Source organism: Vitiosangium sp. GDMCC 1.1324 (assembly GCF_003044305.1).
In the GTDB taxonomy this organism is placed as follows: Bacteria; Myxococcota; Myxococcia; order Myxococcales; family Myxococcaceae; genus Archangium.
Map to the genome: position 1 here is coordinate 609,924 of NZ_PZOX01000001.1, position 25,400 is coordinate 635,323.

20 protein-coding genes are annotated in these 25,400 nt (G+C 66.9%); 12 read left to right on the forward strand and 8 right to left on the reverse strand.

The genetic code is table 11. The features are described from left to right. Nucleotides 1-51 precede the first annotated feature (51 nt). The 4 genes from DAT35_RS02295 to DAT35_RS02310 all read left to right on the forward strand — a co-directional run bounded on the left by DAT35_RS02295 (nt 52) and on the right by DAT35_RS02310 (nt 5,821). Nucleotides 52-2,547, forward strand: a complete 2,496-nt coding sequence (locus tag DAT35_RS02295) for a type VI secretion system Vgr family protein (protein ID WP_108065210.1) — start codon at nt 52-54, stop codon at nt 2,545-2,547. 3 nt (nt 2,548-2,550) lie between these two features. After that, nucleotides 2,551-4,086, forward strand: a complete 1,536-nt coding sequence (locus DAT35_RS02300) for a triacylglycerol lipase (RefSeq protein ID WP_108065211.1) — start codon at nt 2,551-2,553, stop codon at nt 4,084-4,086. A gap of 125 nt (nt 4,087-4,211) precedes the next feature. Continuing rightward, nucleotides 4,212-5,117 (forward strand): T6SS immunity protein Tli4 family protein, encoded by a 906-nt coding sequence (locus DAT35_RS02305; protein ID WP_146209545.1) that lies wholly within the window; start codon nt 4,212-4,214, stop codon nt 5,115-5,117. Nucleotides 5,118-5,191: 74 nt separating this feature from the next. Then, nucleotides 5,192-5,821: a pentapeptide repeat-containing protein gene (locus tag DAT35_RS02310; RefSeq protein WP_108065213.1), complete on the forward strand. Its 630-nt coding sequence runs from the start codon at nt 5,192-5,194 to the stop codon at nt 5,819-5,821. A 28-nt stretch (nt 5,822-5,849) separates the two neighbouring features. Here the strand turns inward: DAT35_RS02310 and DAT35_RS02315 are convergent, their stop codons facing one another. The 3 genes from DAT35_RS02315 to lon all read right to left on the reverse strand — a co-directional run bounded on the left by DAT35_RS02315 (nt 5,850) and on the right by lon (nt 10,455). Beyond that, nucleotides 5,850-6,830, reverse strand: a complete 981-nt coding sequence (locus DAT35_RS02315) for an aldo/keto reductase (protein ID WP_108065214.1) — start codon at nt 6,828-6,830, stop codon at nt 5,850-5,852. A 110-nt stretch (nt 6,831-6,940) separates the two neighbouring features. Then, a complete protein-coding gene (locus tag DAT35_RS02320; protein ID WP_108065215.1) occupies nt 6,941-7,849 on the reverse strand; it encodes an N-acetylmuramoyl-L-alanine amidase in 909 nt (302 codons plus the stop codon). A gap of 125 nt (nt 7,850-7,974) precedes the next feature. Continuing rightward, the gene (lon, locus tag DAT35_RS02325; protein ID WP_108065216.1) at nt 7,975-10,455 is read right to left on the reverse strand and encodes an endopeptidase La; all 2,481 of its coding nucleotides are present in this window, start codon (nt 10,453-10,455) and stop codon (nt 7,975-7,977) included. 264 nt (nt 10,456-10,719) lie between these two features. On the opposite strand from lon, the gene DAT35_RS02330 reads away from it, so the two are divergent. Next, the gene (locus DAT35_RS02330) at nt 10,720-11,931 is read left to right on the forward strand and encodes a vWA domain-containing protein (RefSeq protein ID WP_108065217.1); all 1,212 of its coding nucleotides are present in this window, start codon (nt 10,720-10,722) and stop codon (nt 11,929-11,931) included. A 112-nt stretch (nt 11,932-12,043) separates the two neighbouring features. Here the strand turns inward: DAT35_RS02330 and DAT35_RS02335 are convergent, their stop codons facing one another. Next, entirely contained in the window at nt 12,044-13,426 is a 1,383-nt protein-coding gene (locus DAT35_RS02335; protein WP_199242775.1) for an MFS transporter, read from the reverse strand. A 149-nt stretch (nt 13,427-13,575) separates the two neighbouring features. On the opposite strand from DAT35_RS02335, the gene DAT35_RS02340 reads away from it, so the two are divergent. Further along, nucleotides 13,576-14,436, forward strand: coding sequence for an ImuA family protein (locus DAT35_RS02340; protein ID WP_108065218.1), 861 nt, complete (start codon nt 13,576-13,578; stop codon nt 14,434-14,436). Nucleotides 14,437-14,457: 21 nt separating this feature from the next. Then, nucleotides 14,458-15,969 carry a DNA polymerase Y family protein gene (locus DAT35_RS02345; protein WP_108065219.1) on the forward strand — a complete coding sequence of 504 codons (1,512 nt, stop codon included), beginning with the start codon at nt 14,458-14,460 and terminating at the stop codon, nt 15,967-15,969. A gap of 9 nt (nt 15,970-15,978) precedes the next feature. On the opposite strand, the gene DAT35_RS02350 is transcribed toward DAT35_RS02345, so the two are convergent. From DAT35_RS02350 to DAT35_RS02375, 4 genes are all read right to left on the reverse strand, one after another. After that, nucleotides 15,979-16,449 (reverse strand): hypothetical protein, encoded by a 471-nt coding sequence (locus tag DAT35_RS02350; RefSeq protein WP_233261258.1) that lies wholly within the window; start codon nt 16,447-16,449, stop codon nt 15,979-15,981. A 585-nt stretch (nt 16,450-17,034) separates the two neighbouring features. Then, nucleotides 17,035-17,451 carry a hypothetical protein gene (locus DAT35_RS58750; protein WP_158501516.1) on the reverse strand — a complete coding sequence of 139 codons (417 nt, stop codon included), beginning with the start codon at nt 17,449-17,451 and terminating at the stop codon, nt 17,035-17,037. Nucleotides 17,452-17,479: 28 nt separating this feature from the next. After that, nucleotides 17,480-18,667 (reverse strand): hypothetical protein, encoded by a 1,188-nt coding sequence (locus tag DAT35_RS57975; RefSeq protein ID WP_146209546.1) that lies wholly within the window; start codon nt 18,665-18,667, stop codon nt 17,480-17,482. Between the two features lie 811 nt (nt 18,668-19,478). Further along, nucleotides 19,479-20,492, reverse strand: a complete 1,014-nt coding sequence (locus tag DAT35_RS02375) for an FAD:protein FMN transferase (RefSeq protein WP_108065224.1) — start codon at nt 20,490-20,492, stop codon at nt 19,479-19,481. A gap of 102 nt (nt 20,493-20,594) precedes the next feature. Here DAT35_RS02375 and DAT35_RS02380 point away from each other — a divergent pair, with 102 nt between their 5' ends. The 5 genes from DAT35_RS02380 to DAT35_RS02400 are packed head-to-tail and all read left to right on the forward strand — an operon-like array spanning nt 20,595 to nt 25,400. Beyond that, nucleotides 20,595-22,142, forward strand: a complete 1,548-nt coding sequence (locus tag DAT35_RS02380; protein ID WP_108065225.1) for a hypothetical protein — start codon at nt 20,595-20,597, stop codon at nt 22,140-22,142. Then, nucleotides 22,143-22,835, forward strand: coding sequence for a hypothetical protein (locus tag DAT35_RS02385; RefSeq protein ID WP_108065226.1), 693 nt, complete (start codon nt 22,143-22,145; stop codon nt 22,833-22,835). A 5-nt stretch (nt 22,836-22,840) separates the two neighbouring features. Beyond that, on the forward strand, nt 22,841-24,247 hold the full coding sequence (locus DAT35_RS02390) for a hypothetical protein (protein WP_146209547.1): 1,407 nt from the start codon (nt 22,841-22,843) through the stop codon (nt 24,245-24,247). Between the two features lie 14 nt (nt 24,248-24,261). Further along, on the forward strand, nt 24,262-24,786 hold the full coding sequence (locus DAT35_RS02395) for a hypothetical protein (RefSeq protein ID WP_108065228.1): 525 nt from the start codon (nt 24,262-24,264) through the stop codon (nt 24,784-24,786). Beyond that, nucleotides 24,783-25,400, forward strand: coding sequence for an FMN-binding protein (locus DAT35_RS02400; protein WP_233261259.1), 618 nt, complete (start codon nt 24,783-24,785; stop codon nt 25,398-25,400). Before DAT35_RS02395 ends, DAT35_RS02400 begins: the two co-directional genes overlap by 4 nt.

Below are 25,400 nucleotides of genomic sequence, written 5' to 3' on the forward strand. Positions count from 1 at the left end.
GCTGGTATCCTCGGCGGTCGCTGGCACTGAGCGATTGATAAGGGGGGCACCATGGGCGCACCCGAAAGACCTGCCTTTTTGTTCCGAATCGGCTCGCAGGAGCCGGAGGCCCTGGTTGTCAGTGGTTTCACCGGACGGGAGGGGCTGAGCAGTCTCTTCGAGTTCCAGGTGGACTTCCATCCGCTGGAGGACACGCCGCTGGAGGCCGAGTCGCTGCTCGGCACCGAGGCGCTGCTGACGGTGCAACTGCCCGGGGACAAGAAGCGCCATGTGCACGGGCGGGTGAGGGCGTTGGACGCGCTGGGCCAGCAGGGGGGGCGCTGGCGCTATCGGGCGTGGGTGGTGCCGCAGGCGTGGTGGCTCACGCAGGTGAAGCGCAGCCGCATCTTCCAGAGCAAGACGGTGCCGCAGATAGTGAAGGCGGTGCTGGAGGAGGGGGGAGTGAAGGTGAAGCTGTCGCTGAGCGACAGCCACGAGGCTCGCGAGTACTGCACGCAGTACCGGGAGACGGACTTCGCGTTCGTGAGCCGGCTGATGGAGTGGGAGGGACTCTTCTACTTCTTCGAGCACACGGAGGGAGGCCACGAACTGGTGGTGGGAGACAAGCCCAACGTGCACGAGCCGCTGCCGGGCGGGGCGAAGCTGCCGCTGAGGGAGAATGACAAGCGGGCGGCGAACGAGGAGTTCGTGTCCTCGCTGCAGAGGGTGCACCGGCTGAGGCCGGGCAAGGTGCACCTGAAGGACTACGACTTCGAGAAGCCCGCGCTGGACGTGTCGGGCAAGACGCAGGACTCGAGCAACGGGCAGGACGCGCTGGAGGTGTACGACTACCCGGGAGAGTACGTGGCGCCAGGGGTGGGCAAGGGCGCGGCGAAGGTGCGGCTGGAGGAGGCGGTGCAGGCGGCGCGCACGCTGGAGGGAGAGGGCGTGTGCCCGCGGCTGACGGCGGGCTACCGCTTCGAGGTGGAGGACGAGGGCACGCACTCCGGGGAGTACGTGGCGGTGGAGGTGGTGCACCGGGGCCGGCAGCCGGAGACGCCGGGCATCCGAGAGTCGTTGGGCAACCTGTACCGCAACAGCTTCAAGTGCATGCCGTCCAACGTGCCCTTCCGGCCCAGGCGCACCACGCCGGTGCCGCACCTCAATGGGTTGCAGACGGCGACGGTGGTGGGGCCAGGGGGAGAGGAAATCCACACGGACGAGCACGGGCGAATCAAGGTGCAGTTCCACTGGGACCGGGAGGGACAGAGGGACGACAAGGCGTCGTGCTGGGTGCGGGTGAGCCAGACATGGGGAGGCCCGGCGTGGGGAGCGGTGTACCTGCCGCGCATCGGCCAGGAGGTGGTGGTGCGCTTCCTGGAAGGCAACCCGGACAGGCCGCTGATAGCGGGCACGGTGTACAACGGAGGCAACCCGACGCCCTATTCGCTGCCGGACGACAAGACGAAGTCCACGCTCAAGAGCGCCTCGAGCCTGGGCAGCGACGGCTTCAACGAGTTCCGGATTGAAGACGCGGCGGGTGAGGAGGAGATCTTTACCCACGCGCAGAAGGACGAGGACCTGGTCACCGAGAACGACAAGGACCAGCTGGTTCGCGGTTACGAGGACCTGCTGGTGAAGAAGGACCGCAAGCGCACGGTGGAGGGCAACCAGCGGCTTCGGGTGGTACTGGATGATGCGAGCCTGATCGAAGGCAACCAGTCCACGCGGGTGGCCGGAAACCGCACCACACGAACCAGTGGCAGCCATGACGAGTCCATCGAGGGCAACCAGGCCATCACCGTGGCGAAGAACGAGACCCTCTCGGTGACCCAGACCGCCTCCGAGTCCGTGGGTCTGGCCAGGACGCTCACCGTCGGTGGTGCCTTCCTCGTCGACGTTGCCCTGGCGAAGAACGAGGCCGTCGGCGGGCTCAAGTCCGTTCAGGTGGCGGGCAGTCTCTCCGAGTACGTCATCGGCAGCCGCCAGGAGGTGGTCAGCAAGGACAGCGCGCTCAAGGTGGGCGGCAACTTCCAGACCGAGATCAAGGGCCAGCTCTCGGAGACGGTGGGCAAGGACGTCAAGAACGACGTGGGCAAGAATCAGGAGGTGGGCGTCAAGGAGTCCACCGCCATGCTGGCCAAATCCTTCGAGCTCAAGGCGGACAAGTTCTCCCTGGTGGTCAACGGCAAGCTCATCCTCAGCATGGAGAAGGGCGGCAAGGTGCAGCTCGCCCCCAAGACGTTCACCCTCGATGGCTCGGACATCAAGGTCAAGGGCGCCAAGGTGAAGCTCGAGCCGGCCGGGTCCATGACGGACAAGTCCGTGAAGCTCAAGGAGCTCGAAGCCATCAAGGAGGCGCAGATCAAGAAGTCCGTCCACGTGGAGATGGTGCTCCCGGACAACTCCGCCCTGGCGGGCCAGAAGTTCGAGGTGAAGCTGCCCGACGGCTCCAAGAAGTCGGGCTCGGTGGACGGTTCTGGCGCCGCGAGCGTGTCCGAGGCCAAGCCCGGTCGGGCGGAGATCTCCTTCCCCGACCTGGCCAAGCTGACTTCGAAAAAGGAGTGAGCCGTGTCCCCTCCGGAAGAAAACAAGGTCGAGATTCAGTGGCCCGAGCTCTTCACGACCCTCAAGGGCATGATCCAGGGGGCCAAGAACATCCTGGTCCCCAAGCAGGAGACCATCCCCATCATCTTCGTGCCCGGTATCATGGGCAGCCGGCTGAAGAACTCCTCGGGCAAGAAGGTCTGGGATCCGGACGACAAGCTCTTCATGCTGAAGAAGTACGGTCTGGCCTGGGTGGACGCCAAGGACAAGAAGGCGGCCATCATCGGCGACAAGTTCGACGAGGAGTTCCTCCAGCCCTTCCTGGACGACACGAAACACAACAAGAAACACCTCGAGAAGTTCCAGGGCGCGGATGAGCGGGGTTGGGGGGGCGTGTCCTGGGACAGCTATGGAATCATCCTCACCGCCCTCCAGAACAACACCTGGCCGGAGGTGATGCGCCTGTGCTTCAAGCTGCCTGTCTACGCGTGCGGCTACAACTGGACGGCCTCCAACTCCACCTCGGGCAAGAAGCTCAAGGAGTTCATTGACAAGGTCGTCGCGGACAACTCGGCCGAGGGCAATTCCTGCGAGCACGTCATCCTCGTCACCCACTCCATGGGCGGCCTGGTGACGCGCTCGGCCTGCATCGAGCACGGCGCCAACTCCAAGGTGCTGGGCATCATCCATGGTGTGCAGCCAGTGACCGGCGCCGCCGCTGCCTACTGGCGCATCAAGGCTGGCTTCGAGCGCCATGGCATGATCGATCCCGCCGCCTGGGTGCTCGGCTCCAATGGCGAGGAGGTGACCGCCCTGCTGGGCAACATGCCTGGAGGCCTCCAATTGCTCCCCAGCCAGGACTACACCGCCAACGACGGCTCCCAGCAGTGGCTCCAGTTCCACGACGACACCGGTAAGCAGGTGGCCGCGCTTCCCAAGGGGGGCGATCCGTACGAGGAGATCTACAAGGCTCGGGATCGTTACTGGCAGCTGGCCACTCCCGCGCTCCTGGCACCGGAGTTGGAGAGCGACTCCCCCACGAGTCCCGAGACCCTCTGGAGCGGGTTCACCCGTCTGGTGGACAAGACCCGGGCCTTCCACCAGCGGGTGGGGCTTTCGCCCAATGTGCAGACGCAGGTCTTCTACGGCTCCGGCAAGGAGCACGCCACGGCGGATCGCGTCGTCTTCAAGGTGTCCCCAGAAGGCAGGAAGCTCTTCAAATGGGGAGACAGTGACGAGAAGAAGAGCTGGGACGAGGGGGTGTACCTCGGCGAAGGGGCCTACGACCCCGAGAGCAGCGACTCGCGGAGCTCCAGCGGCTTCAAGGCGACGATCCACCGGGGGGATGACGCCAGGCTGAAGGTCTCCCTCCAGAATGCCGATGGCGCCGGCGATGGCACCGTGCCCGAGTCCTCCGGTAAGGCGTTGAAGGTCGACGCCCAGGGCATTCCCAAGATCGAACACGAGCCCGCCTACAAGGGCGAGGTGGCTCAGAAATTCACCTTCGATGCCATCGAGACGTTCTGCAACGGCAAGATCGACAAGCGCATCGGAAAATGACCCCTTCGGTGCCGCCGCCGCCCACCGATCACCCCCTCTCGCGCAGCAACCTCGTGGCCGCGTTGGGCCTGCTGCTGGCCCTGGCCTCCTGCTCACACAGCACTCCCCCTCTGGAGCAAGCACGCATGAGCTCGCAACTGGCAGAGCCCGTCATCCGCCAATGTGTCGGCCGTTTCTGTCTGGGCGTGCCCGCCTCGATGGCCCGCACCTCCGACACCTTCGCCCTCCAGTACGTCTCGATGAAGGAGGTGCTGTGGAAGGAGCCGGACGACAAGGCCCGCGAGCTCGCCTGGACGGCACGTCTGGCCCGCATCGAGGCCCTCAAGGCGCGGCGGGAGCTCCCCACCGACGTCCAGGGAGAGATTCGCGCTCAGCGGGAGCTCGCGTCCGGCTTCCGGGGCGTGATGTTCCACGAAGCTGACAACCCGGCGCTCATCTCCTGGGGCGGCCTGTTGCGGCGAGGGCCCGTGGACGTGTGGATGCAGATCGACGGGGATTTGGACCGCGAAGACCAGTGGGCCGCTCGGCTGGTGGCCCTGTCCCAGGCCTACCGGCCCATGGAGCCGAAGGAGCCGTGGCCCGTTCCTGGCAAGGACTGGTTCTATTTGCATCACGGGCTCGTGGCGCTTCCCATGAAGTTCAAGGAGGAGGCCCAGTCCGTCTTCGAGGGCCACCCCTTGAATCTCAAGCTGGCCATCACCACCAAGACGGAGAGCCGGGTGAACAAGAAGAACCTCATGCAACGGCTCTCCGACTCCCTTGCCCTGGCCAGCGGTGAGATGCAGGGCAGCCTCGTCACCCAGAAGTACAAGTCCCGCAAGGTCGCCGGCCTCCCAGGAGAGGAGCTCATCCTCCGCTACACCGAGGGAAACGACAGCGAGCTCTACTGTCTGTGGACCTACGCCGGCGAGGAGAACTCCGGCAGCCATCCCAAGATGACCATCGAGATGGAGAGCAGCCTCGAGCAGGATGACGCCAAGGTGGCGCTCTGGAACCAATTGCTCGACTCGGTGCGCCCCGCGGGGCTGTGAGGCGGGTAGGGCGGACCTCGAGGCCTGGACAACAGCAAGACACAGTGTGTCGGCGCGCATGGTGGTGAGTCAGGATGGCTACGGAGCTTGCTGACAGGTTGGAGCGGCATGCTTTGTGGCTCGAGTCGCGGGGCAAGAAGGGCGCGCGGCTCTCGATGGAGGATGCGGATCTCTCCGCGAGAGAGCTGAGTACCGAGGATCTGACAGAGGCCGAGTTGCCCGGCACCCGCTTCGATGGGAGCGACCTGAGCATGGCGAAGCTACACGGCGCCAATCTCGCCTCGGCCTCGTTCGTCAAAGCCAATCTTTCTGGCGCCCAGATGACCAAGGCGAATCTGGATTATGCCTCCTTGAAGAATGCCAACCTGAGTGGGGCCAATGCCCTGAGGGCCAGCTTCTACGAGACAGATCTTCAAGGCGCGGACCTCTCTGGCGCTGATCTCCATGGTGCCTATCTCGTCAATGCCAACCTGGAGTCCGCCAACCTGGAGTCCGCCAACCTGCGAGGAGCTCAATTGGGAGGAGCCACCTTCCAGGGCGCCAATCTCACGGGGGCGGACCTGAGTGGAGCGGACTTGAGTGGTGCGTCGGGTCTTGCCGCCGTCCAGGCCTCCTGGCTCATGCAGGGCCCGGAGAAGGCCCCGATCAGGCTCGAAGGTGAGGCGTTGCGCAGCTGGCTGGAGACCGCGGGTACTTCGAAATGAGGACCCGCCCGCTCTCCTCGAGGGCGCGCTACATTCCGCGCACGGCGTGGGGCTGGTAGGGCGCTTCCAGCGCCTTCGCCTCGTCCGGGGTGAGTGTCACGTCCACCGCTCGGATGGCCGCGTCCAGGTGCTCCAGCTTCGTGGCGCCGATGATGGGTGCCACCACCGCCGGCCTGGACAACAGCCACGCCAGGGACACCTCGGCGGGCGTGCGGCCCTTTGCCTCGGCCACCTGCTTCACTGCCTCCACCACGTCCCAGTCGTGCGGATTGTCGTAGAGCGCCGCCGCGTACGCGTCCGAGCCGGCGCGCGCCGTGGACTGCTTGTCATCCAGCGTCTTGCGCGTACCCGCGAGCAGCCCGCGCGCCAGCGGGGACCACGGAATCACGCCGATGCCCTCCGCCTCGCACAGCGGCAGCATCTCCCGCTCCTCTTCGCGGTAGAGGAGGTTGTAGTGGTTCTGCATCGACACGAAGCGCGCCCAGCCGTTGCGCTCGGAGAGGCTCAGCGCCCGGGCGAACTTCCACGCCGCCGAGGAGCTCGCGCCGATGTAGCGGACCTTCCCCTGTCTCACGAGTTGATCCAACGCCGACAGTGTCTCCTCCATCGGCGTCTCCGGATCCATCCGGTGGATCTGGTACAGGTCGATCGTCTCCACCCCGAGCCGCTTCAGGCTCGCCTCACAGGCCTGCACCACGTGCTTGCGCGACAGGCCTCCCATGTTGGGCTGGTTGTTCATGGGGAAGTAGACCTTGGTGGCAATCACTACCTCTTCCAGCTTCGCGTACCTGCGCAGGGCCCGCCCCGTCACCTCCTCGCTCACCCCGAGCGAGTACATGTCCGCCGTGTCGAAGAAGTTGATGCCCGCCTCCACCGCTCGCCGAAAGAAGGGCTGCGAGGCTTCCTCGTCCAGCACCCACGGACGCCAGGCGGGAGTGCCGTAGCTCATGCATCCCAGGCAGATTCGCGACACCTTCAGGCCGGTATGTCCCAGGTTGGAGAATTTCATCGCTTCAGCGTGCCATACCCACCGTGCGACTCCAGCCCTCGTTCCATGCCTCGAGCGCACTCTGTCTCGTGAACGCGGGTTTTCTCTCCGTGAAGACTCTCCTCACTCGCTCATAAATCGGTGCTCGGGGGTGGGGCCAGCACGTCCACCAGGCCTCGAGCCACCGCCGCGGCGAAGGACTCCAGGGTGCGCTCCTCGCGCCAGCGAGCTACCTCTTCGAAGTCCAGGGCGTGGTGCGTCTCGATGATGACCGAGGGCATGGGCGGCTTGCGCAGCACGAAGATGCGCTGCCCTGGCCGATGCCGGCTCACGAACGTCCCCGGCTGCTCGGTGTCGGAGGCGTACAGGCCCACATAGTCCTCGCCGCCATAGGGGAGCAACCCGGCCTCTCCCATGCGCCGGGCGAGCGCCCGGGCGAGGGCCAGCCGCCGGGACAGCAGGGGCTCGGAGGTGTCGTCCGCATAGAGCACGCTGTACCCGGGGGCCGCGTCATTGCGCAGGCACCACGAGTCCGTGGCACCCAGCCACGCGGTCGCCTCGCCTCGCGAGTCCGAGTGGAGACTCACGAAGAGCTCCGCCCGCCAGCGCTCGGCCTCGCCGAGCCGCTCCTGATACGAGGGCCGCTGCCCCGGCTTCCGGCTCAACTTCACTTGGAAGTGCCCCGTGGCCTCCAGCCGCCGCGCGAGATCCTCGGCGGCCCGCAGGGTGAAGGACTCCTCCTGCTCGCAGGTGACGGACGTGTTCCCCCCGTTCCCGGGCGCGCCGTGCCCCGCGTCCAGGTAGATGCGCTTGCGCCCGAAGCCCTTGGGGAACTCCACCGGCGCCACCGTGAGCGGAGCGTTCGCGGCCGGCCAGACGGGTGGGGCCTCCACGATGGGTGAGGGGGAATGAGGCGCGACCACGGTGGGGGTGGGGTGGGGCTCGAGGGTGCTGGGGGCCGCCCGGGCCTGCTCTCCGCACCCAGGGGTGGTGCACAGGCTCAGCAGGAGCAGCGGTATCCACGTGGGGGACTTCGGCATGTCTCCTCGGACCCCGGCCGGTGGGCCGGGGTTCCCAGCATAGCGCGAAGGCCAAACGGACAACGGGCAGGTCCCCGCGAGGGAACCTGCCCGTCATCGAACTTCAGTGCTGGCCTGGGGCCGCGCTAGGCGCGGACCTCGGGAGTCGGCTCCGTCTGGGGAGGGACGGACTTCTCGCCGCCCTCCGGGGGAGCCACCGGCGACTTGAACGGCGACTTCTCCAGCGCCGCGTCGAGCACCTCGTCCATGCGGGTGGCGAAGATGAACTCGATGTCGTTCTTCGCCTGGTCCGGCACGTCCTGCAGGTCCTTGCGGCAGCGCTCCGGGAGGATGACGCGCTTGATGCCGGCGCGGTGAGCCGCGAGCACCTTCTCCTTGATGCCGCCCACCGGCAGCACCAGGCCACGCAGGGTGGCCTCGCCCGTCATCGCCGTATCGCCGCGCACCCGGATGCCCGTGAGCAGGCTGGTGAGCGCGGTGAGGATCGTCACGCCGGCCGAGGGACCGTCCTTCGGGATGGAGCCCGCGGGGAAGTGCAGGTGCAGGTCCGTCTTCTCGAGGAAGTTGGAGTTGATGCCGAGCGCCTCCGCCTTGCTGCGCAGGTAGCTCAGCGCCGCCGTGGCGCTCTCCTTCATCACGTCGCCGAGCTGACCGGTGAGCGTCATGCCGCCCTTGCCGGCCATCTTGGTCGCCTCGATGAAGAGCAGGTCGCCACCGGCCGCCGTCCAGGCCAGACCCGTGGCCACGCCCGGCACCTCCGTGCGCTCCGCGACCTCCGAGTAGAACATCTCGGGCCCCAGGATCTCCTTCACCCGGTTGGCGTCGATGTTCTGCTTGTCGGTCTTCCCGCCGGCCACCTCGACCGCCACCGCGCGGCAGATGTCCGCGATGCGGCGCTCCAGGTTACGCACACCGGCCTCACGCGTGTACGAGACGGTCAGCGTGAGCAGGGCCTCGTCGGTGATGGTGATGTGGTCCTGGCTCAACCCGTGCTCCTTGAGCTGCTTGGGCACCAGGTGGATGCGCGCGATGCTCTGCTTCTCCTCGAAGGTGTAGCCAGAGAGCTCGATGATCTCCATGCGGTCACGCAGTGGCCCGGGGATCGGATCCAACTGGTTCGCCGTGGCGATGAAGAGCACCTTGGACAGGTCGAACGCCACATCCAGGTAGTGGTCGCTGAACGTGTTGTTCTGCTCCGGATCCAGCACCTCGAGCAGCGCCGCGCTCGGGTCGCCGCGGAAGTCCGCGCCGAGCTTGTCGATCTCATCCAGCATCATCACCGGGTTCTTCGTCCCGGCCTTCTTCATGCTCTGGATGAACCGGCCCGGGAGCGCGCCGACGTAGGTACGCCGGTGGCCACGGATCTCCGCCTCGTCGCGCACGCCGCCGAGCGACAGGCGCACGAACTTGCGGCCCACCGCCTTGGCGATGCTCTGACCCAGCGACGTCTTACCGACACCCGGCGGCCCGACCAGGCAGAGGATGGGCCCACGCATGTCGTTCTTGAGCTTGCGCACCGCCAGGTACTCCAGGATGCGCTTCTTCACCTTCTTGATGCCGTAGTGGTCCTTGTCGAGCGTCTGCCGCGCGTTCTCGATGTCGAGGTTGTCCTCGCTGACCTTGGACCAGGGCAGGTCCGCGATCCAATCGAGGTAGGTGCGCGCGACGGTGTACTCGCTGGAGGCCGCCGGGATCGTCTTCAGGCGGTTGAGCTCCTTCTGGGCCACCTTCTCCACGTCGGGAGGCAGGCCGGCCTTCTTCAGGCGCTCCTGCAGCTCGTCGAGCTCCTCCTCCTCCTCGCCCATCTCGCCGAGCTCTTCCTTGATCGCCTTGAGCTGCTGGCGCAGGTAGTACTCGCGCTGGGTCTTCGACATCTCGCCCTTCACGGCGGAGTCGATCTTGTTGGAGAGCTTGAGGATCTCCCGCTTGCGGTTGAGCAGCTCGAGCACGAGCTTCATCCGGGCCTTGAGGTCCACCGTCTCCAGGACGGCCTGCTTCTCCTCGATGGGCACGTCCACGTTGGCGGCGATGAGGTCCGCCAGGTGGCCCGGGTGGGTGATGGACTCGACCAGCTCGGTGGCCGCGGCGGGCAGCTCGGGCATCAGCTCGATGACCTCGCGCGCCAGCTTCTTGAGGTTGATGCCCAGGGCCTCGACCTCCACGTTCTCCGCCGAGGTCTTGTCCTCCACGGCATCCACGCGGGCCTTGAGGTAGGGGGCCTCCTGCACCAGGTCCAGCACGCGGAAGCGCGCCAGGCCCTGGACGACGAGCGAGTAATTGTCCTCGCCCATCTTCAGGAGCTTCACGATGCGGGCAACCGTGCCCATGGTGTAGAGGTCGGACGCGCCCGGATCCTCCTCCTCGGCGCGGCGCTGGGTGACGACGCCAATCACCTGGTCGTCACGCACCGCGTCCTTGATGAGGGCGATCGTCTTCTGCCGCCCCACCGCGAGCGGCAGGACGCCACCCGGGAAGAACACGGAGTTGCGCAGGGGGAGGATGGGGAGGACCTGGGGAATGTCCTCCTTGTTGATCATCCCCGGGGGTGCCATGGCCGCCGGCATGGCTGCTGCAGCGGCGGTACCCTTCTTCTTGTCGTCGGACATGTAGTCGGTGCCTCGGTTTCCAACCCGGCGGACAGCTTCCGGGCCGGTTGAACTGCGTACCAGTTGTCGATCTTCTGTGGGAGTTGACTCAACGTAGCAACCAAAACGCACATGGCAAACGCGACCTGCGTTTTTCGTGGTGGCAGTCGGCTGCCGGACGCTTGCTCGCACATCCTCCGGGGGTAGGGCATGTTAGGCGGCCCCCCCTATTGTCGCGGCACGGCGAGCACTTCGCCAAGCCGCGTTTTTCAGGAGATACCCTCGATGCTTCCCATCCGTTCGAGCGCGCTGCTGGCCGTGGCCCTATGGGGCGTGGCCTGCTCCTCTCCGGTGGAGCAGCCCGGCTCCACGTTGCCGGGCCGCTGCCAGGGCGAGGCACCCCTGATCTCCGCCCAGAAGACGGACATCCTCTTCGTCATCGACAACTCGGGGTCCATGGCCGAGGAGCAGGCGGCCATTGCCACCGAGCTGCCCGCCTTCCTGGACGAGCTCCGGCAGGGGAACGGGGTGGAGCAGGACTTCCGCGTGGGGGTCATCACCACGTCGGTGTACCTGCACTCGCTGTTCGACAACCACGAACAGGTCACCAACTATCCCGACCAGTCCGGGCGGCTGCAGCCGGTGCCGGACGCGCTGGGCCGGCCCACGGCCGAGCGCTACCTCGACCAGTCGGACCCGGAGCTGCTGGAGAAGTTCCGCCGGCTGGTGAAGCAGGGGACCCAGGGCAGCGGCCAGGAGTCCCCCTTCGAGGCGGTGCGGCTGGCGGTGACGCCCCCCCTGTCCACGACGGCCCTCGCGGACGGGGGCAACGGGGGCTTCCTGCGGGATGGCGCCCGGCTGCTGGTGGTGGTGGTCTCGGACGAGGAGGACTGCAGCTCCACCCAGAGGCCGCCGCCGGTGGTCCTGACGCGGGACACGTCGAGGGATCTGTGCAGCGAGCAGGCGGATCTGCTCACGCCGGTGACGGAGTACGTCCGCATCCTGCGCGGCCTGGAGGATAGGACGGGCAAGGCGCGCGAGGTGCTGTGGGCGACGATCGGCCCGGTGGCGCTGTCGGACAAGCGGGCCGAGGCGGTCCAGGACGTGACGCCGGATGGGACGTTCGTGCGCAACGTGGACTGCCCCACCTCCTATGGGCCCGGGTACCGGCAGCGGGAGATGGCGTCGATGTTCGACACGGGGCTGAAGAACCTGGACTCCATCTGCCGGGCGAGCTTCCGGGAGACGCTGGTGTCCATCGCCACGCTGGCCAGGACGTCGCAGAGCATCGAGGTGATGAACCTGCCGGACCCTCGGCTGGTGCAGGTGCGGGTGACTCGGGAGGACGATTCGGTCCAGACGTGCAGCGTGGCGGGGGGAGATCTTTCGTATGAGCCCTCCACGGAGCGCCAGGCGGCACGCCTGTTCTTCCAGTCCTCGTGCCCCAGGCGGCTGACCGACAAGAAGATCGAGGTGAAGGTGCTCTGCGCCGGCTGATCTCCCTCTCCCGTGGGACGAGGGCCGGGCCGAGAGGAGGTCGCCTCGTCTGTGTGCCTCCGCTGGCTCTCAGCCCCTGGACGCGCCTGTCCGCTGGCTTTGTCGCACTGCGTCATGGCGCCCGGTTCGTGTTCGTGGCCTCCGTTCGCTTCGGCTCTTCCGGCCTGGCGGTCATCGGAGGCTGCTCGTCCCGGGCGGTGTCCGCTGGGGCGTTCTGGCGCTGGGACAGGACGATGAAGGGGACGGCCATCAGCTCGATCGCCGCGCCGAGCACGTACGAGGTCCCGTAGCTCCAGACGTCTGCCGACCGGCCGAGCACTGGCTGCGCGATCACGCCGCCGCTCGAGCCGACCAGCGAGTCGAAGGAGAGGATGGTGGCGCGTTGCTGGGAGGGGATCAGGCCATTGAGGAACGCCTGGCGGATCGGTATCGTGGCCGAGAAGAGCAGGCCCCAGATCACCACCAGAGCGAGGACGATCCAGAAGTTGTGGCTCAACCCGATGCCGGCCATGGTGACAACGCTCGCGATCACGCTGGCGATGAGGGCCGAGGTGCGGCGCCGGAAGAGCTTCCGCACCCAGGGCGCGGTCAGGCCCCCGGCGATCTGGGCACCGGCGACGATCGCGGCGGCCAGACCGGCGATGCCGTACGCCGTGGGCTTGCCGTAGAGCTGCAGGAGGTACGGCTGCAACGCGTAGAACGCGTAGATGCTGACTCCCGCCGAGAAAGGTGATGACAGCATCGTCCATTTCACGGCGGGGACTCGCCAGCCGTACTGGACCGAGGCCGAGACGATCTTCCGCATCTCCCCCAGCGGCCGTCCGCCGCGATGGGGCGTGAAGCCGAGGTCCTTCATCACGAGGAAGGCCAGGACGAACATCACGCCGAGGATGACCGCTCGCAGCACGAACGGTAACCCCAGGTTGGTGACCTGGGCCACGTACCCGCCCGCCACCGATCCGATCAGCATCGCGATCCCTCCAACGACCTGGCCTCGGCCCAGGACCGCTTCGAGGCTGCCGGTGTAGCCGGTGGCCTTCAGCGCATCGACCAACCAGGCTTCGAAGGCACCCGAGTAGAAGGTGAAGCCGAGTCCGAGCAGGACCGAGCACACCGCCCACATCCAGAACGGCGCGCGGATCCGCCAGAGCAGGACGTACAACAACGTCGAGAGCATCAGGGTGACGGTCCCGAGCAGATACGACATCCGCCGTCCGGCGGTGTCCGCGATGACGCCGGTGGGCACTTCGAACACCACCATGCCGGCGGTGAAGAAGGCATTGGCGGCGAAGGCCTCCAGATTGGTCAGGCCGGCATCCAGCAGGAAGATCGTGTTGATTCCCCAGATCAAGGACGCTGCCAGCGTGTTGCCGAGCAGCAACGTGTAATAGATGCGTTTGATCCGCGGGGGAGTGGGAAGCATGGCCTCGGGCGAGCACGTCGGGTTGGCATCAAACGTGTTGCCTGCGGCGGCATACGGCAGGCCCTGGCGCACCCACCCATGGACCTTGACGTCGATTGCCTACCTTGACTTACAGCCCTGAAGGAGGACTCGGCTGCCGTCCAGGCGACATTTCCTGGCGCATGTCAGACCGCTCGGCATACTGAACCTCGTTTCAGGTCCAGTGTCTGACGAGGGACGTAATGAGTGGGACGGCCGAGAAGCTGTCGGTGACGGTAGAGGCACTGAGGGAGCAGATCCGCCGGTTGCAGGCGGCGCCGAGGAAGTACCTGGCGGCGCTGCGCACCGGGGTGGAGGCCTTCGACGAGCTGCTGCCCGGGGGAGGGCTGCCGCTGGGGCAGGTGGTGGAGCTGTGGGGGGAGGCGGCCTCGGGGCGGACGAGCCTGGCGCTGAGGGCGGTGGCATCGGCGCACCGGGAAGGCCGGCTGTGCGCGTACGTGGATGGACCGGGCGAGCTCTACCCGCCAGCGGCGGTGGCCGCGGGGGTGGACCCCTCCCGGCTGCTGATCGTGCGGCCGAAGACGGCGGAGCAGCTGGCGTGGTCGGCGGTGCAGCTCGTGCGCAGCGGGGCGTTCGCGTGCGTGGTGCTGGACCTGACGCGGGGCCCGAGGGGGAAGGGCGAGGGAGGCGTGCGGCTGTCCCCGGCGGAGGGCAAGCGGCTGATGGACGCGGCGGGGCGAGGGGGGAGTCTGCTGCTGTTGCTGACGGCGCCGGAGGCCCCGGCGGACGGGATGATGCGCCTGCGGACCGAGTCGCGGGGGGAGTCGGGCCTGTCCGTGGAGGTGGTGCGCAGCCGACAGGGGGGAATCGGCTCGAGGGCGCTGGTGCCGTGGCGGGCGCTCCATCCGGAGCTGGAGCAGGAGGAGTCCCCGTGGGGCTCGGAGCTGCTGCCGGCCGAGGACGTGACGGTGCCGGAGCTCGAGCGCGAGCGCGAGAAGGCTCCGCGCGAGGGGCACCGGGGAATCCTGGGACAGAGGCCGGGGCGGGACGCGCCGATGCCGTCGCTGCGCGCGGACCTGGACGCGGGCTCGGCCCTGCACTGAGGCGAGGGAAGGGGAACGGACATGCGGCTGGGGTATCTGCACTTTTCGCGCTTCCCGGTGCAGCGCAAGGTCATCGAGCTGCCGGAGCTGGCGGGCAAACCTTTCGTCCTGGTGGAGGAGGTGCGCGGCCAGCAGCGGGTGGCGTGCGCGTCCACGAGCGCGCTGAAGGCCGGCGTGCGGCAGGGGATGACGCTCACCGCGGCGAACGCGCTGGAGCCCTCGCTGCGGCACTTCCCGTACCGGCCCGAGGAGGAGCGACGGGCACTGGTGGGGATTGGCGAGATGCTGATGGCGCTGGCGCCGGGCTTCCAGCTGTCGGCGCCGGACGGGCTGTGGTTCGACGCGGGAGCGGCGCACCTGGTGAAGGGGGAGGAGGGGCTGTGCGCGAAGGTGCTGGCCCTGTGCTCGGAGCTGGGCTGGCGGGGGCGGGTGGTGGTGGCCTCGGAGAAGTTCACCGCGCGGACGCTGGCCCGGTATGGGGCTCGGCGGATGGACGTGGTGCCGGAAGGGGAGGGCGCACAGGCGCTGGCCCCACTGCCGCTGAGCGCCCTGGAGGGCCCTGAGCAGGCGGCGTTCGCGGCGCTCGGACTGACGACGCTGGGGGAAGTGGCGGCGCTGCCCGTGGGGGCGGTGACGGCACGAGGTGGTGCGGCGGGCATGCGGGCGCACACGCGCTGCCGGGGCGGGGATGAGACCCCCTTCATCGCCGAGGTGCTGGAGGAGGTGTTGGAGGAGCAGCTGACGCTGGAGTGGCCGGCCGAGTCGCTGGAGCCGCTGCAGTTCGCGCTGAAGACGGTGTTGGATCGGCTGTGCGGGCGGCTGGGGGGACGGCGCCGTGCGGCGATGCGGCTGAACCTCACGTTGAAGTTGGATCCATCGGGACAGGCGGTGGTGCCGCTCACCCTGGCGAGGCCGACGGCGCAGTCGAAGATGCTGCTGGACCTGACGCGGCACCGGCTGTCGGACGTGCGGCTCGAGGGCCCTGTGGCGGGGCTGACCCTTCGGGTGGAGGAAGACTGCGAGGATCGGGGCCAGCAGCTCTCGCTGGGGGACGCGCCCGAGGGGGACGCGGCGCTGGAGGTGGTGCTCTCGCGGCTGGCGACGGCGCTGGGCGAGGACTCGCTCTTCATGGCCTCGCTGGAGGACACGCACCGTCCCGAGGACGCGTACGCGGCGAAGACCTTCCGGCCACCACCGATGCGGCGGGGATTGGAGGGCGAGCTGCTGCAGCAGGTGGAGGCCGCGGAGCCGGTGCCCGAGGTGCTGCGGGAGAGGCCCTCGCGGATGCTGGGGAATCCGACCACGATCGACGTGGAGATGACGGCCTCGGGGGAGTTGCTGGCGGCGAGGCTCGGAGGACGGAGGCGGCGGGTGACGGCGTTGGTGGGCCCGGAGCGGCTGAGCGGGGACTGGTGGGACGCGCGTCCGTACAGCCGGGATTACTACCGCGTGCACTTCGAGGGACTGGGACAGGCGTGGGTGTTCCGGGATGCGCGCGACGGCCGCTTCTACCTGCAGGGCCTCTTCGATTGAAGGCGGGCCCTACTCACGCTTGAGAATCACTCCATCATCGCTGATGGCGTAGCTCGCGCCCGCATCGACAGGGCCTGGCTTGAGTCCACAGCGCTCATCTTCTTTCGGAGTGAAGTGGATGAAGGTCACGCCACCTTCGCCACGCTTGACCCAAGCATCATAGTTTTCGATTCGTTGCAGACAGCGTGCCCACTCATCGGCGTTCTTGGATGGCCCCGTACCCATTGGCCGGAAATCGTCCATGGCAATTTGAATTGCCTTGAGCTGCGGCCCGGTAACCGTTGCCGCATCCTTGCCCCATTCTGGGAACTGGATGCTCTCGGAGACCTCGGGCTTCGCAACGGGCGCCTTCCGATGGATGTGGATGCATCCGGGAAGGGCAATGAGCAGGAGACCCAGGCCAATTCGTTTCATCCGTTCTCCGCTTAAAGGCCGATGCCGCATTTGTGGGATGCCAAATTGGTTCGATGCTGGATTCATGGGACCATTACTCACCGCGGAAGTCATCCGTGACCTGTTTGATGGGGGCGAACTTCCCGTCTCGAAGTTGGAAGACCGTTCGAGCCTGGAAGTCATACAGGTAGACTTCGCAAATAGTGTTGAACATCACCCGAAAATAGAAGCGTTGGCGACGTGCCTGTAGATCTTCGGGAGAGAATCTCGAAGCTGCAGGGTGGCTATGGTAGTCTGCATAGATCTCGACTTCCGACGCTTCGGGGTCATTGACCTCATCCGGTGGATAGCAAGCCTTTCGCCCGCCCGGTAGGTCCAAAGCAGGTCCCAGGGATGAGGGGTAGCTCGCGAAGAACCGCGGGTCCCCACGGCGCCGGTAGATGGCTCCGCAGTATTCCTGGCCACCTCGCTGATGGCCAGCTTTCGCGCCTGGCATGTCTCGGACCTTTTCACATAGCCGAGGAGCGAGAGCCTCCAGATTGTCAGCAGGTCCCAGCATCGGTCCCGTCACGACGATTCGGCCATCAGGCTTACGCCAGAATTTCGGCGGCCCGCCGGTAGCGCATCCCAGGGTACTCCCCAGAGCGAGCAGTACCGCGAGAGAACGCAGCATCATTTCTGCTCCCTGCCTTTCAGGTGATGACCGGCATAGATCGTACCATGAGTCCTGCCGGCGACGGCACTGGGTGAGGACTCGCTCTTCATGGCCTCGCTGGAGGACACGCACCGTCCCGAGGACGCGTACGCGGCGAGGGCCTTCCGGCCACCACCGATGCGGCGGGGATTGGAGGGCGAGTTGCTCCAGCAGGTGGAGGCCGCGGAGCCGGTGCCCGAGGTGCTGCGGGAGAGGCCCTCGCGGATGCTGGGGAATCCGACCACGATCGACGTGGAGATGACGGCCTCGGGGGAGTTGCTGGCGGCGAGGCTCGGAGGACGGAGGTGGCGGGTGACGGCGATGGTGGGCCCGGAGCGGCTGAGCGGGCCCCGCAGGCTCAATGCTTCCGAGGGCTTGCGAATGGCTGGTAACATCTGGACAACCTCCCCCTCTCCAGGAGGCTTAATCTTCGGAATCTTCCGAAAAGCGCTTTCGCTGATTTTTGGCTTCAGCTTTTGGGTCCCTCAAGTATGCAACCATGTCCTTCAGGATAATGGCTTCGAATGCTCGTGCCCCAGACGTCGAATGCACGAAGGAGTGAGTGCATCCGTGGAATTTCCTCAATTGGGTATGTTGATCATCCAGGTATGATGTGACATCGAACATCATACGCCATTTCTCGCCCATTTCCCAAGCCACAACCAGACCGATTTCTGATGGGAATTTTATTTCGTTTTGGAAATCCTCAATCAGCGCATCCACATTGTATTTGTACTCAAGAATCTTGACTGGGGAACGCAATGGACCGCTCTGGCCAGTAAAAGATTCCTCGACTACGCCGAGGGGATTGTCGGGGGAGTGGATGTATTTTGCATAAGGAGGATCCATCGCTACTCTAAACAGCCCGTCGTACTGCTGGTACTGGCTGCTGGAGATGAGATGTACTCCGCGAACAAGCCCCGACGAGAGCATTTGGTTGAATGTTGCCACAACATCCTGCTCTGTCAAAGGAGTCGAGCGGATTGGCAGTTCTTGTGTTGGGAGAAAGAGCCCTTTGCCTTTAATGGCAAGAGGACTTTCTTTTTCATGCTCCTTCTGCTGCTCGATCCATTGATCGAGTTTGATCTCCTCGTGAAAGATTGGCTCGCCGGTGGCCTTGCGCAGCAGATTAGAGCGTTTCCTGAAGGCCGTCACAGCGGACACGGCAAGTTTTTCGGCCAGTCGAACATGCTCTGGCTGGAATCCCTTGCGTCCAAGATCGGGTTCGGCCCGATCCATGTGGACAATTACGTGGGCCAAGTTTTGAAATCCGATGTTGTTGGTCATCGGGATCGTGATCGGGAGCCCCTGAGGCATGCTCCGGGTAGCCAATTGGAGTCCACCTCGTATTAGACGGTGGCCTTTCCTTAGGTGGAGCTTGCTGTCATTAAGTTCATCCCAGAGTTCAGTAGAGAACGCCAGGAAAACATAGATGCTTATTCCGAGTTCGTTGGCGAGTTGTTGCTCGGCCTTGTCGAGTTTGGGTCTAATAGGGCTGCTTTCACTCTCTTGCAGCAACTCTTCGCCAGACCATTCTCCCCACAGTCCATTGAGCTTCAGGTATTTTGCGGGGATTTTGGATGGATCATCCCCCTTTGAAATACCTTTCATCCTCTTGAGCAGAGAGTGGATCCCAATCGGTTATGAGTTCAGCCTGGTTTTGCTTCGTAGGATTCTGCTTCGTGGGTATGGTTGGCATGCTTACCTCAGGTCTAGATCACAAAGCTCGGCGCGGCTAGCTCGGGTCGTTGTAGGATGCCAGGAAGCCTGGCAGCCACGGCGGGACGCCTCGGATCAGTGGAGGGCTCCCAGGGCGCGTAAGCTGAAGCTCAGGCCGATGTGGGACGTTGGGGCACAGCGGCCAGCTACGGCGGACGCCTCGGGCCGGTGGAGGGCCGTCGGGGCCCTGCGGCTCGGGGATTTGCCCCAACTACGAAGCTCGACGTAGATGGAAAGAGGAAGCTTGGGCCGGTCGAGTTCGTAGATGGGGCGTCCGGCTGGGTCTGTCTGGCCCCCTCCCCTTTACAGGGGAAGGGCCCCGACCGCTCGGCTGCTTACTGTTCGGTGGGGCTGTCTCCACCCGACGCTATGAACGCCTCCAGACTGGCCGGGTCAATCCTCACGGTAGCCCCAGCCCGGACAAACCGAAGCCGTCCCCCCGGCGCACAGTCTGTGGACGGTGGCGGGAGACACCGCCAGTCGTTCGGCCACCTCCCGCGCCGTCAGCAGCCACGCCAGCATGGGCCGCGCTTGCAGCACGGGTGCAGCAAAAGGCTTGGTAAGTCCCGTTACGGGTTGGGACGGTTGGACGGAACCAGGCCCGGCAGGCTCAATGCCTCCGAGAGCTTGCGAAGGGCTGCTAACGTCTGGACGGAACCCCCTCCCTCTCAGGTAGAGAGCTGGGGTGAGTTTCGCAGGGGGATCAGGGGCTGGGTGGGCTGAGCCGCTTCAGCTTCTTTTCCAGCCCTGGGGATACCAGCACCTGGTTGTCCGCCGTCACCAGCACGGCCGAGGCACCGTGCTTCTCCGCGAGCGCCAGCCCCTCCTGGCCTCCGAGGATGAACACGGACTTCGTCAGCACCTCCGCGTCCACAGCACTCGGGGCGAGGATGGTCGCCGAGCGCGATGCCGTCGCCGGGTAGCACGTCCTCGGGTCGATGATGTGGTGGTAGCGCTTGCCGTCCAGGATGAAGAAGTTCTCGTAGTCCCCGCTCGTCGAGAAGGCTGCGTCGGAGACCTCGAGCACCGCGAAGACGCTGTCCCGCTCGCCGCGCGGATCCCGGATCCCCACCTTCCACGGCCGGCCCTCCTTCTTCCCCGCCGCATAGAAGTCCCCTCCGGCCTGCACGAAGAAGTCCTTGAACCCGAGCCCCCTCAGCTTCTTCACCGCCTGGTCCACGCCCCAGCCCTTCGCCAGCCCGCCCAGCCCGAGTTGCATCCCCGCTCGCTTCAGCCGCGCCCCACACCCGTTCGTTCCACCGTCCGCCGCCGGAGCCAGCTCCAGGTCCTTGTACGAGATGAGCGCGCACCGCTTCTTCAGCTCGGCCTCGTCCGGTAGGGCAGGGGTCAGGTCCGTTCCGAAGCGCCACATCCCCCGCAGCGCTGCCCACGTCGGATCAAACAGCCCTCCTGTCTGCTCGGCTCCCTGCACTCCGCGCCGCAGCGCCGCGCACAGGTCCTCGGGAATCGCCACGAACTCCCCGTCTCCCGCCTTGCGGTTCACCGTCGAGAGCTCGCTGTCCGGGCGCCACTCGTTCATCACCTGGTTGACGCGCTCGAAGGCCGCGAACGCTGCGTCGAAGCCCTCTCGCGCTTTCTCCGGTGTGCCTCCCACCAGCGTCACCGTCACCGCCGTCCCCATCATCGGGCGCGTCTCGGTGCGGACTCGAGGAGCGGGGGCGGCCGCCAGGACCACCAGCAGGACACTCAGCATCATGGATGCTCTCTGTCACATGAGAGCACCTGATGACGCCAGCAGTACCCTCGGCTTGACCCATTCCAGGGGGCATAGTAACTCCATCATTCTCGTCCGTTGAGAATGAGTTTCAAAATCATTCACCCATCCGTCGGCACACCTGACGCCGCGGGGCAGGGGGCACTCCGTCCCCGCGCCTTCGCCGCCGTGCTGGCGTGTGTCGTGGGTGCTGGTGTGGTGGCGCGGCTGCTCGCGCTGCCCCGGCTCCTGCCGGACCTGGATGCGGTGAACTTCGCCCGCTCCCTCCACGGGTTCGATCTCGCGGCTCAGGCCCCGCACTTCCCGGGCTACCCGGTGTACGTGCTCATGGCCCGGTGGGCCTCGGCCGCCGGTGCCTCCGAGGTGGGGGCGCTCGCCTTGCCCGGACTCGTGCTCGGGGCGGTGGCCATCGGGGTGCTGGGGTTCGTTCTCCGGCCATACCTCGGGGCGGCTGGAGCGCTGGTGGCCTCGGCCCTGCTGGCGCTGCTGCCCCTCCCCGTCCTCTTCGGCGCGACTCCCGGCTCGGATGGGGCGGGCCTCGCGCTCCTGGCACTCGCGGCTTGTGCCGTGTTGGTGACTGGTGACTCCACACCTCGGGCGGCGGTGCTGGCGGGCGCGCTGGCAGGCGTGGCGCTCGGGGCCCGGCCTTCGTTCCTCCCGGCATTGTTCGGACTGGCCCTGGTGGTGCCTCTCGGTCGGCGGCTGGCGGCGCTCGTGGGCAGCGGGCTCGGCGTGGTGGCGTGGCTCGTTCCGATGGTGGCGCTCACCGGCCCGGCGCAGCTGCTGCGCATCGGCTCGGGCTTCCTGCTCGGCCACGCGGGGAAGTGGGGCGGCACCGTGGCCGTGCGCCCGGACCTCGGCTGGCGGCTGGAGAACCTCGGGTTCGACATCTTGGCCGCGGGCCTCGGGCTGCCCTGGCCCGGCGTGGACGGTGACTCCGTGGTGATGGGGGCCGTGCGTCTCTTCCTGGCGCTGGGCTTCGTCGGGGCGCTGGGGGCACTCGTCCATGCGGCGCTCCGCCGGACGCTGTCCGTCTCCGAGCGCAGGGTGGCACTGCTGGCCCTGGCTCTCGGTGTTCCTTACGGCATGTGGATGTTCCTCGGGCAGAACCTGCTCAAGGCGCGTCATGCCCTGCCCGTGGTGCTCGCGCTCGCGTTGCTGGTGGCGGTGGGCATGGCGGTGCTCGCCCGAGCCCGGCCCTCCCGGGTGTTTCCCCTGGCCACGGCCCTGGTCATGAGCACCGCGGCCGTCATGCTGCCGGTGGCGCTCGAGCAGGGCAGTGAGCCCTCGCCCGCGGCCCGCCTAGTATCGCACGTCTCCCGCACGCTTCCCCCGTCCGGCACGCTGCTCTTCACGGGCGAGGAGGCGCGGCTCTTCGAGCACTACGTGCCCCACTACCGCGCCGGCCGCCCTGCCACGGGTGAGCAGCTCCGCCTCGAGGTGGAGCGCGTGGCCGCCGCGGGCGCGGACGTCTACGTCACCTCCACTGCTCCCGGGGCCGAGGCGCTCGCGTCCCATCTGGAGCCCGTGTCGCGCTTCACGTGCAGCCGGCGTGTGCGCTCGCACGCCCACGACATCGTTCTCTTCCACTACCGGCTCGCGCCGCTGGTCGCTCCGGACAAGGTGCTCTGAATGCGCGCCCGTCTTCTCCTCTGTTTCACGCTCTGCCTCGCCGCCTGCAAGGGCCCGCTCCCCGATGACTTCCGGCCCGTCCAGGACTCGGCGACGGGCGAGCCGCGGGTCCTGGTGTCCCTCAACCGCATCATCTCCGGCCGCTACCGCGCCATCGCGCCCACCTGCATCGGGCAGCAGTACGTGGTGAGCCCGGCGGGGACTCCCGTCGAGCCGGTGCCGGGCAGCTCGGCCATGAGGCCGGGGCAGATCGTCGAGTTCCGCAACTACCAGTCCGACGTGGCCTCCAACGTCACCTCGCTGTCGGCGCCCGCGTCGCTCTTCAGCCCCAACCTGGTGAAGCCCTACAACATCCGCACCGAGGGCAAGGAGACGTTCTCCTACTGGCGCTACGCGTTCCCGCAGCCGGGCGTCTACGAGTACTTCGATACCAACATGGGGCAGCCGGGCCGCCAGGTGGTGGACTCGTACTACGGCACGGTCACGTACGTCGGCGAGTCGAGTGCGCCGAAGGCGGTGGTGTGCGTGGATCCACCGGGCTGCGTCGCGTCCGCCGAGTGCCTGAATGGCACCGCACCCGCGGGCACCACGTGCTGCACGTGCATGGGCGTGTGCTGCGAGACGGACAACCACTGCACCTCGGACAAGACCTGCCTGCGCGGCCGCTGCGTGGATCGCGAGACGGGCCAGTGATTCGCGTGAACTCTGGAGCCATCGTGCCGCGCCGCTTCTCCCTGATCCTCCTGCCCCTGTTGCTCGCGCCCCTCTCTGGCCTGGCGCAAGCCGAGGGCTCCACGCCCGCGAAGCCCGCGGAGGACGCACCCCGGAAGCCCGAGGTGCAGCCGCCGACACAGAGCGAGGGCCCACGCCTGGAGCTGGAAGGGCTGGAGGATCCGGCCAAAACAGGGACGGCTCCGGCGCCCAACGCCGAGACGCCGGACCAGGCGGCCCAGGAGACCTTCACCGAGCGGCTCCAGCCCACCACCACGCTGGCGCAGCGGGCGGCGGCGATCCTCGATCGGACGACGCTGGGCGGCTATGCCGAGCACGACTTCCTCTGGCCCGAGCAGGGGACGGCCACGTTCCGCAACCACCGGTACGTGCTCTTCGTCTACAGCCACATCTCCGAGCGCATCTCCACGGCGACGGAGATCGAGTTCGAGTTCGCGGGCAGCCCGCTCAAGCGCGACGGCGTCACGGGGGCGGGCGAGGTGCTGCTCGAGTTCTCGGTGGTGGACCTGAAGCTGACGGAGTGGGCGACCTTCCGGGCCGGCGTCATCCTGGTGCCGGTGGGTGGCTACAACCTGCGGCACGACGCGCCGGCTCAAGAGCTGCCCGACCGGCCCATCGCGTACACCACGGTCGTCCCCACCACGTGGTTCGAGTCTGGCGCGGGTTTCCTCGGCGGCTTCGATCTGGGCCGGGACTGGCGGTTGAACTACGAGGTGTACGCGATCAACGGGCTCGACGCGCGGATCCAGGATGGCCAGGGCTTCCGGGCGGCGCGTGGCAGCCACCTGGAGGACAACAACAACGACAAGGCCATCACCGGCCGGGTGTCCGTCTCGCCCTTCCTGGGCCTGGAGGCGGGCCTGTCCGGCTACACCGGCGCGTATGACCTCGAGGGACGCCGGGTGAACATGGTCAACGCGGATCTCTTCTGGCGGCTCGGCTCGTTGGATCTCACGGGCGAGGTGGTGCGCGCGTTCATCGATCCGGGCTACGTGCAGGGCTTCCCGGAGGGCTCGACGGCCAACACCCGCGACCGGGTGCCGACGGGGATGTTCGGCTTCTACGCCCAGGCCAACTACCGCTTCCGCATCGAGCCCTTCTTCCAGTTGCTCCCGGACGAGTGGCACGACGGCCACTTCACAGCGTCGCTGCGCTACGAGGAGCAGGACACGGACATGGACTTCATCACCGCGGGAGATGTGTCGCGGTTGACGCTGGGGCTGAACTTCCGGCCGCTGCCGCCCTACGTTCTGAAGACGAGCTTCTTCTGGCAGAAGAGCGGAGGCGATGGCGTGAAGCCGCACCTGTGGACGGGCGATTTCTGGAGCCAGGGCCACTGGGAGTTCCTCGCCAGCGTGGCCTACCTCTTCTGAAAGCCGGAGAACCGATGCGCACCTTCCTGCTCGTCACTGTCGTCATGTTTGCCGCGGCCTGTGCCGGGACTCCCAAGCGTCCGGAGGGGGCCGTGTCGCGCGTAGTGGTGGTGGGCGCGTCGGTGGTGGCGCAGCCTGCGCCGCGAGGACTGGTCTCGAACGCGTTCGGCGACGACTCGCCGCGCGAAGTGGTGGCCCGGGAAGGCGCCGAGGCCCTGCGCTCGCGGGGCTACCAGGTGCTGGGCGTGGAGCTGACGGCCGGGCCCGCGCCCTCGGTGGAGCAGGCGGCGGAGCTGGCGCGCCAGTATCGGGCGGACGCGGTGGTGGTGCTGCTGCTGACCCGGTTGGACCTGTCCGCGCTGCAGCCGCTCGGCCAGGCCGAGGTGGAGCTGGAGTCGATGATGGTGGGCCCGGATGGCCGCGTCCTGTCGAGCGGGGAGCGCCGGAGCACCACCACGGAGAATCTCTATCGCGCCCGGACGGACTGGCGCTCGCACGTCAGGCGGGCCGTCATCCAGGCGGTTCGGGAGTTGCCATGAGCGTGGTAAGGGGAGTGCCCGTGAAGCACTTGTCGCTGGCGTTGGCGGTGTGGCTGGGGAGCGGAGCGTCGCTGCCGGCGGAGGCGGCCGGCACGTACTTCACCACCCCGCAGATCCTCAAGGAGTTCTTCCCCAAGTGCCAGCGCGTCAGCTACCGCAAGGTGAAGCTCGGCCCGGCGGAGCTGGCCGCGGTGCAGGGGCGGCTGGGTTACAAGCCGGCGAAGTCCGAGTACGTCATCTTCGTGGCCAGCACGGGTGAGCACGTGGACGGCTACGCGATCATCGACGAGGAGCTCGGCCAGCACGAGCAGATCACCTTCGCGGTGAAGCTGTCGCCCGCGGGCGTGGTCGAGCGCCACGAGGTGATGGTGTACCGGGAGAAGTACGGTGAGGAGATCACCGATGCGCGCTTCCGGAGGCAGTTCCAGGGCAAGACGGTGAAGGATCCGGTGCGGGCGGGGGTGGACATCGACGTGGTGACGGGAGCGTCCATCTCGTCGAGGTCGATGGCCATCGGGGTGCGCCGCGCGCTGGTGCTGCTGGACGAGCTCATTCTCAAGCCCGGAGCGCTGAGCGGCGCGCTGCTCACCGCTCCGACCGCTCCCAAGGGGTAG

What these genes read in the sequence shown, in the direction of transcription:
- DAT35_RS02345 (WP_108065219.1), top strand. Translation starts at nt 14,458, where the DNA reads ATGCGGCTGGGGTATCTGCACTTTTCGCGCTTCCCGGTGCAGCGCAAG.
- lon (WP_108065216.1), bottom strand. Translation starts at nt 10,455, where the DNA reads ATGTCCGACGACAAGAAGAAGGGTACCGCCGCTGCAGCAGCCATGCCG.
- DAT35_RS02400 (WP_233261259.1), top strand. Translation starts at nt 24,783, where the DNA reads ATGAGCGTGGTAAGGGGAGTGCCCGTGAAGCACTTGTCGCTGGCGTTG.
- DAT35_RS02395 (WP_108065228.1), top strand. Translation starts at nt 24,262, where the DNA reads ATGCGCACCTTCCTGCTCGTCACTGTCGTCATGTTTGCCGCGGCCTGT.
- DAT35_RS02375 (WP_108065224.1), bottom strand. Translation starts at nt 20,492, where the DNA reads ATGATGCTGAGTGTCCTGCTGGTGGTCCTGGCGGCCGCCCCCGCTCCT.
- DAT35_RS02340 (WP_108065218.1), top strand. Translation starts at nt 13,576, where the DNA reads ATGAGTGGGACGGCCGAGAAGCTGTCGGTGACGGTAGAGGCACTGAGG.
- DAT35_RS02315 (WP_108065214.1), bottom strand. Translation starts at nt 6,830, where the DNA reads ATGAAATTCTCCAACCTGGGACATACCGGCCTGAAGGTGTCGCGAATC.
- DAT35_RS02330 (WP_108065217.1), top strand. Translation starts at nt 10,720, where the DNA reads ATGCTTCCCATCCGTTCGAGCGCGCTGCTGGCCGTGGCCCTATGGGGC.
- DAT35_RS02380 (WP_108065225.1), top strand. Translation starts at nt 20,595, where the DNA reads ATGAGTTTCAAAATCATTCACCCATCCGTCGGCACACCTGACGCCGCG.
- DAT35_RS02305 (WP_146209545.1), top strand. Translation starts at nt 4,212, where the DNA reads ATGAGCTCGCAACTGGCAGAGCCCGTCATCCGCCAATGTGTCGGCCGT.
- DAT35_RS02310 (WP_108065213.1), top strand. Translation starts at nt 5,192, where the DNA reads ATGGCTACGGAGCTTGCTGACAGGTTGGAGCGGCATGCTTTGTGGCTC.
- DAT35_RS58750 (WP_158501516.1), bottom strand. Translation starts at nt 17,451, where the DNA reads ATGTTACCAGCCATTCGCAAGCCCTCGGAAGCATTGAGCCTGCGGGGC.
- DAT35_RS57975 (WP_146209546.1), bottom strand. Translation starts at nt 18,667, where the DNA reads ATGAAAGGTATTTCAAAGGGGGATGATCCATCCAAAATCCCCGCAAAA.
- DAT35_RS02295 (WP_108065210.1), top strand. Translation starts at nt 52, where the DNA reads ATGGGCGCACCCGAAAGACCTGCCTTTTTGTTCCGAATCGGCTCGCAG.
- DAT35_RS02320 (WP_108065215.1), bottom strand. Translation starts at nt 7,849, where the DNA reads ATGCCGAAGTCCCCCACGTGGATACCGCTGCTCCTGCTGAGCCTGTGC.
- DAT35_RS02385 (WP_108065226.1), top strand. Translation starts at nt 22,143, where the DNA reads ATGCGCGCCCGTCTTCTCCTCTGTTTCACGCTCTGCCTCGCCGCCTGC.
- DAT35_RS02350 (WP_233261258.1), bottom strand. Translation starts at nt 16,449, where the DNA reads ATGAATCCAGCATCGAACCAATTTGGCATCCCACAAATGCGGCATCGG.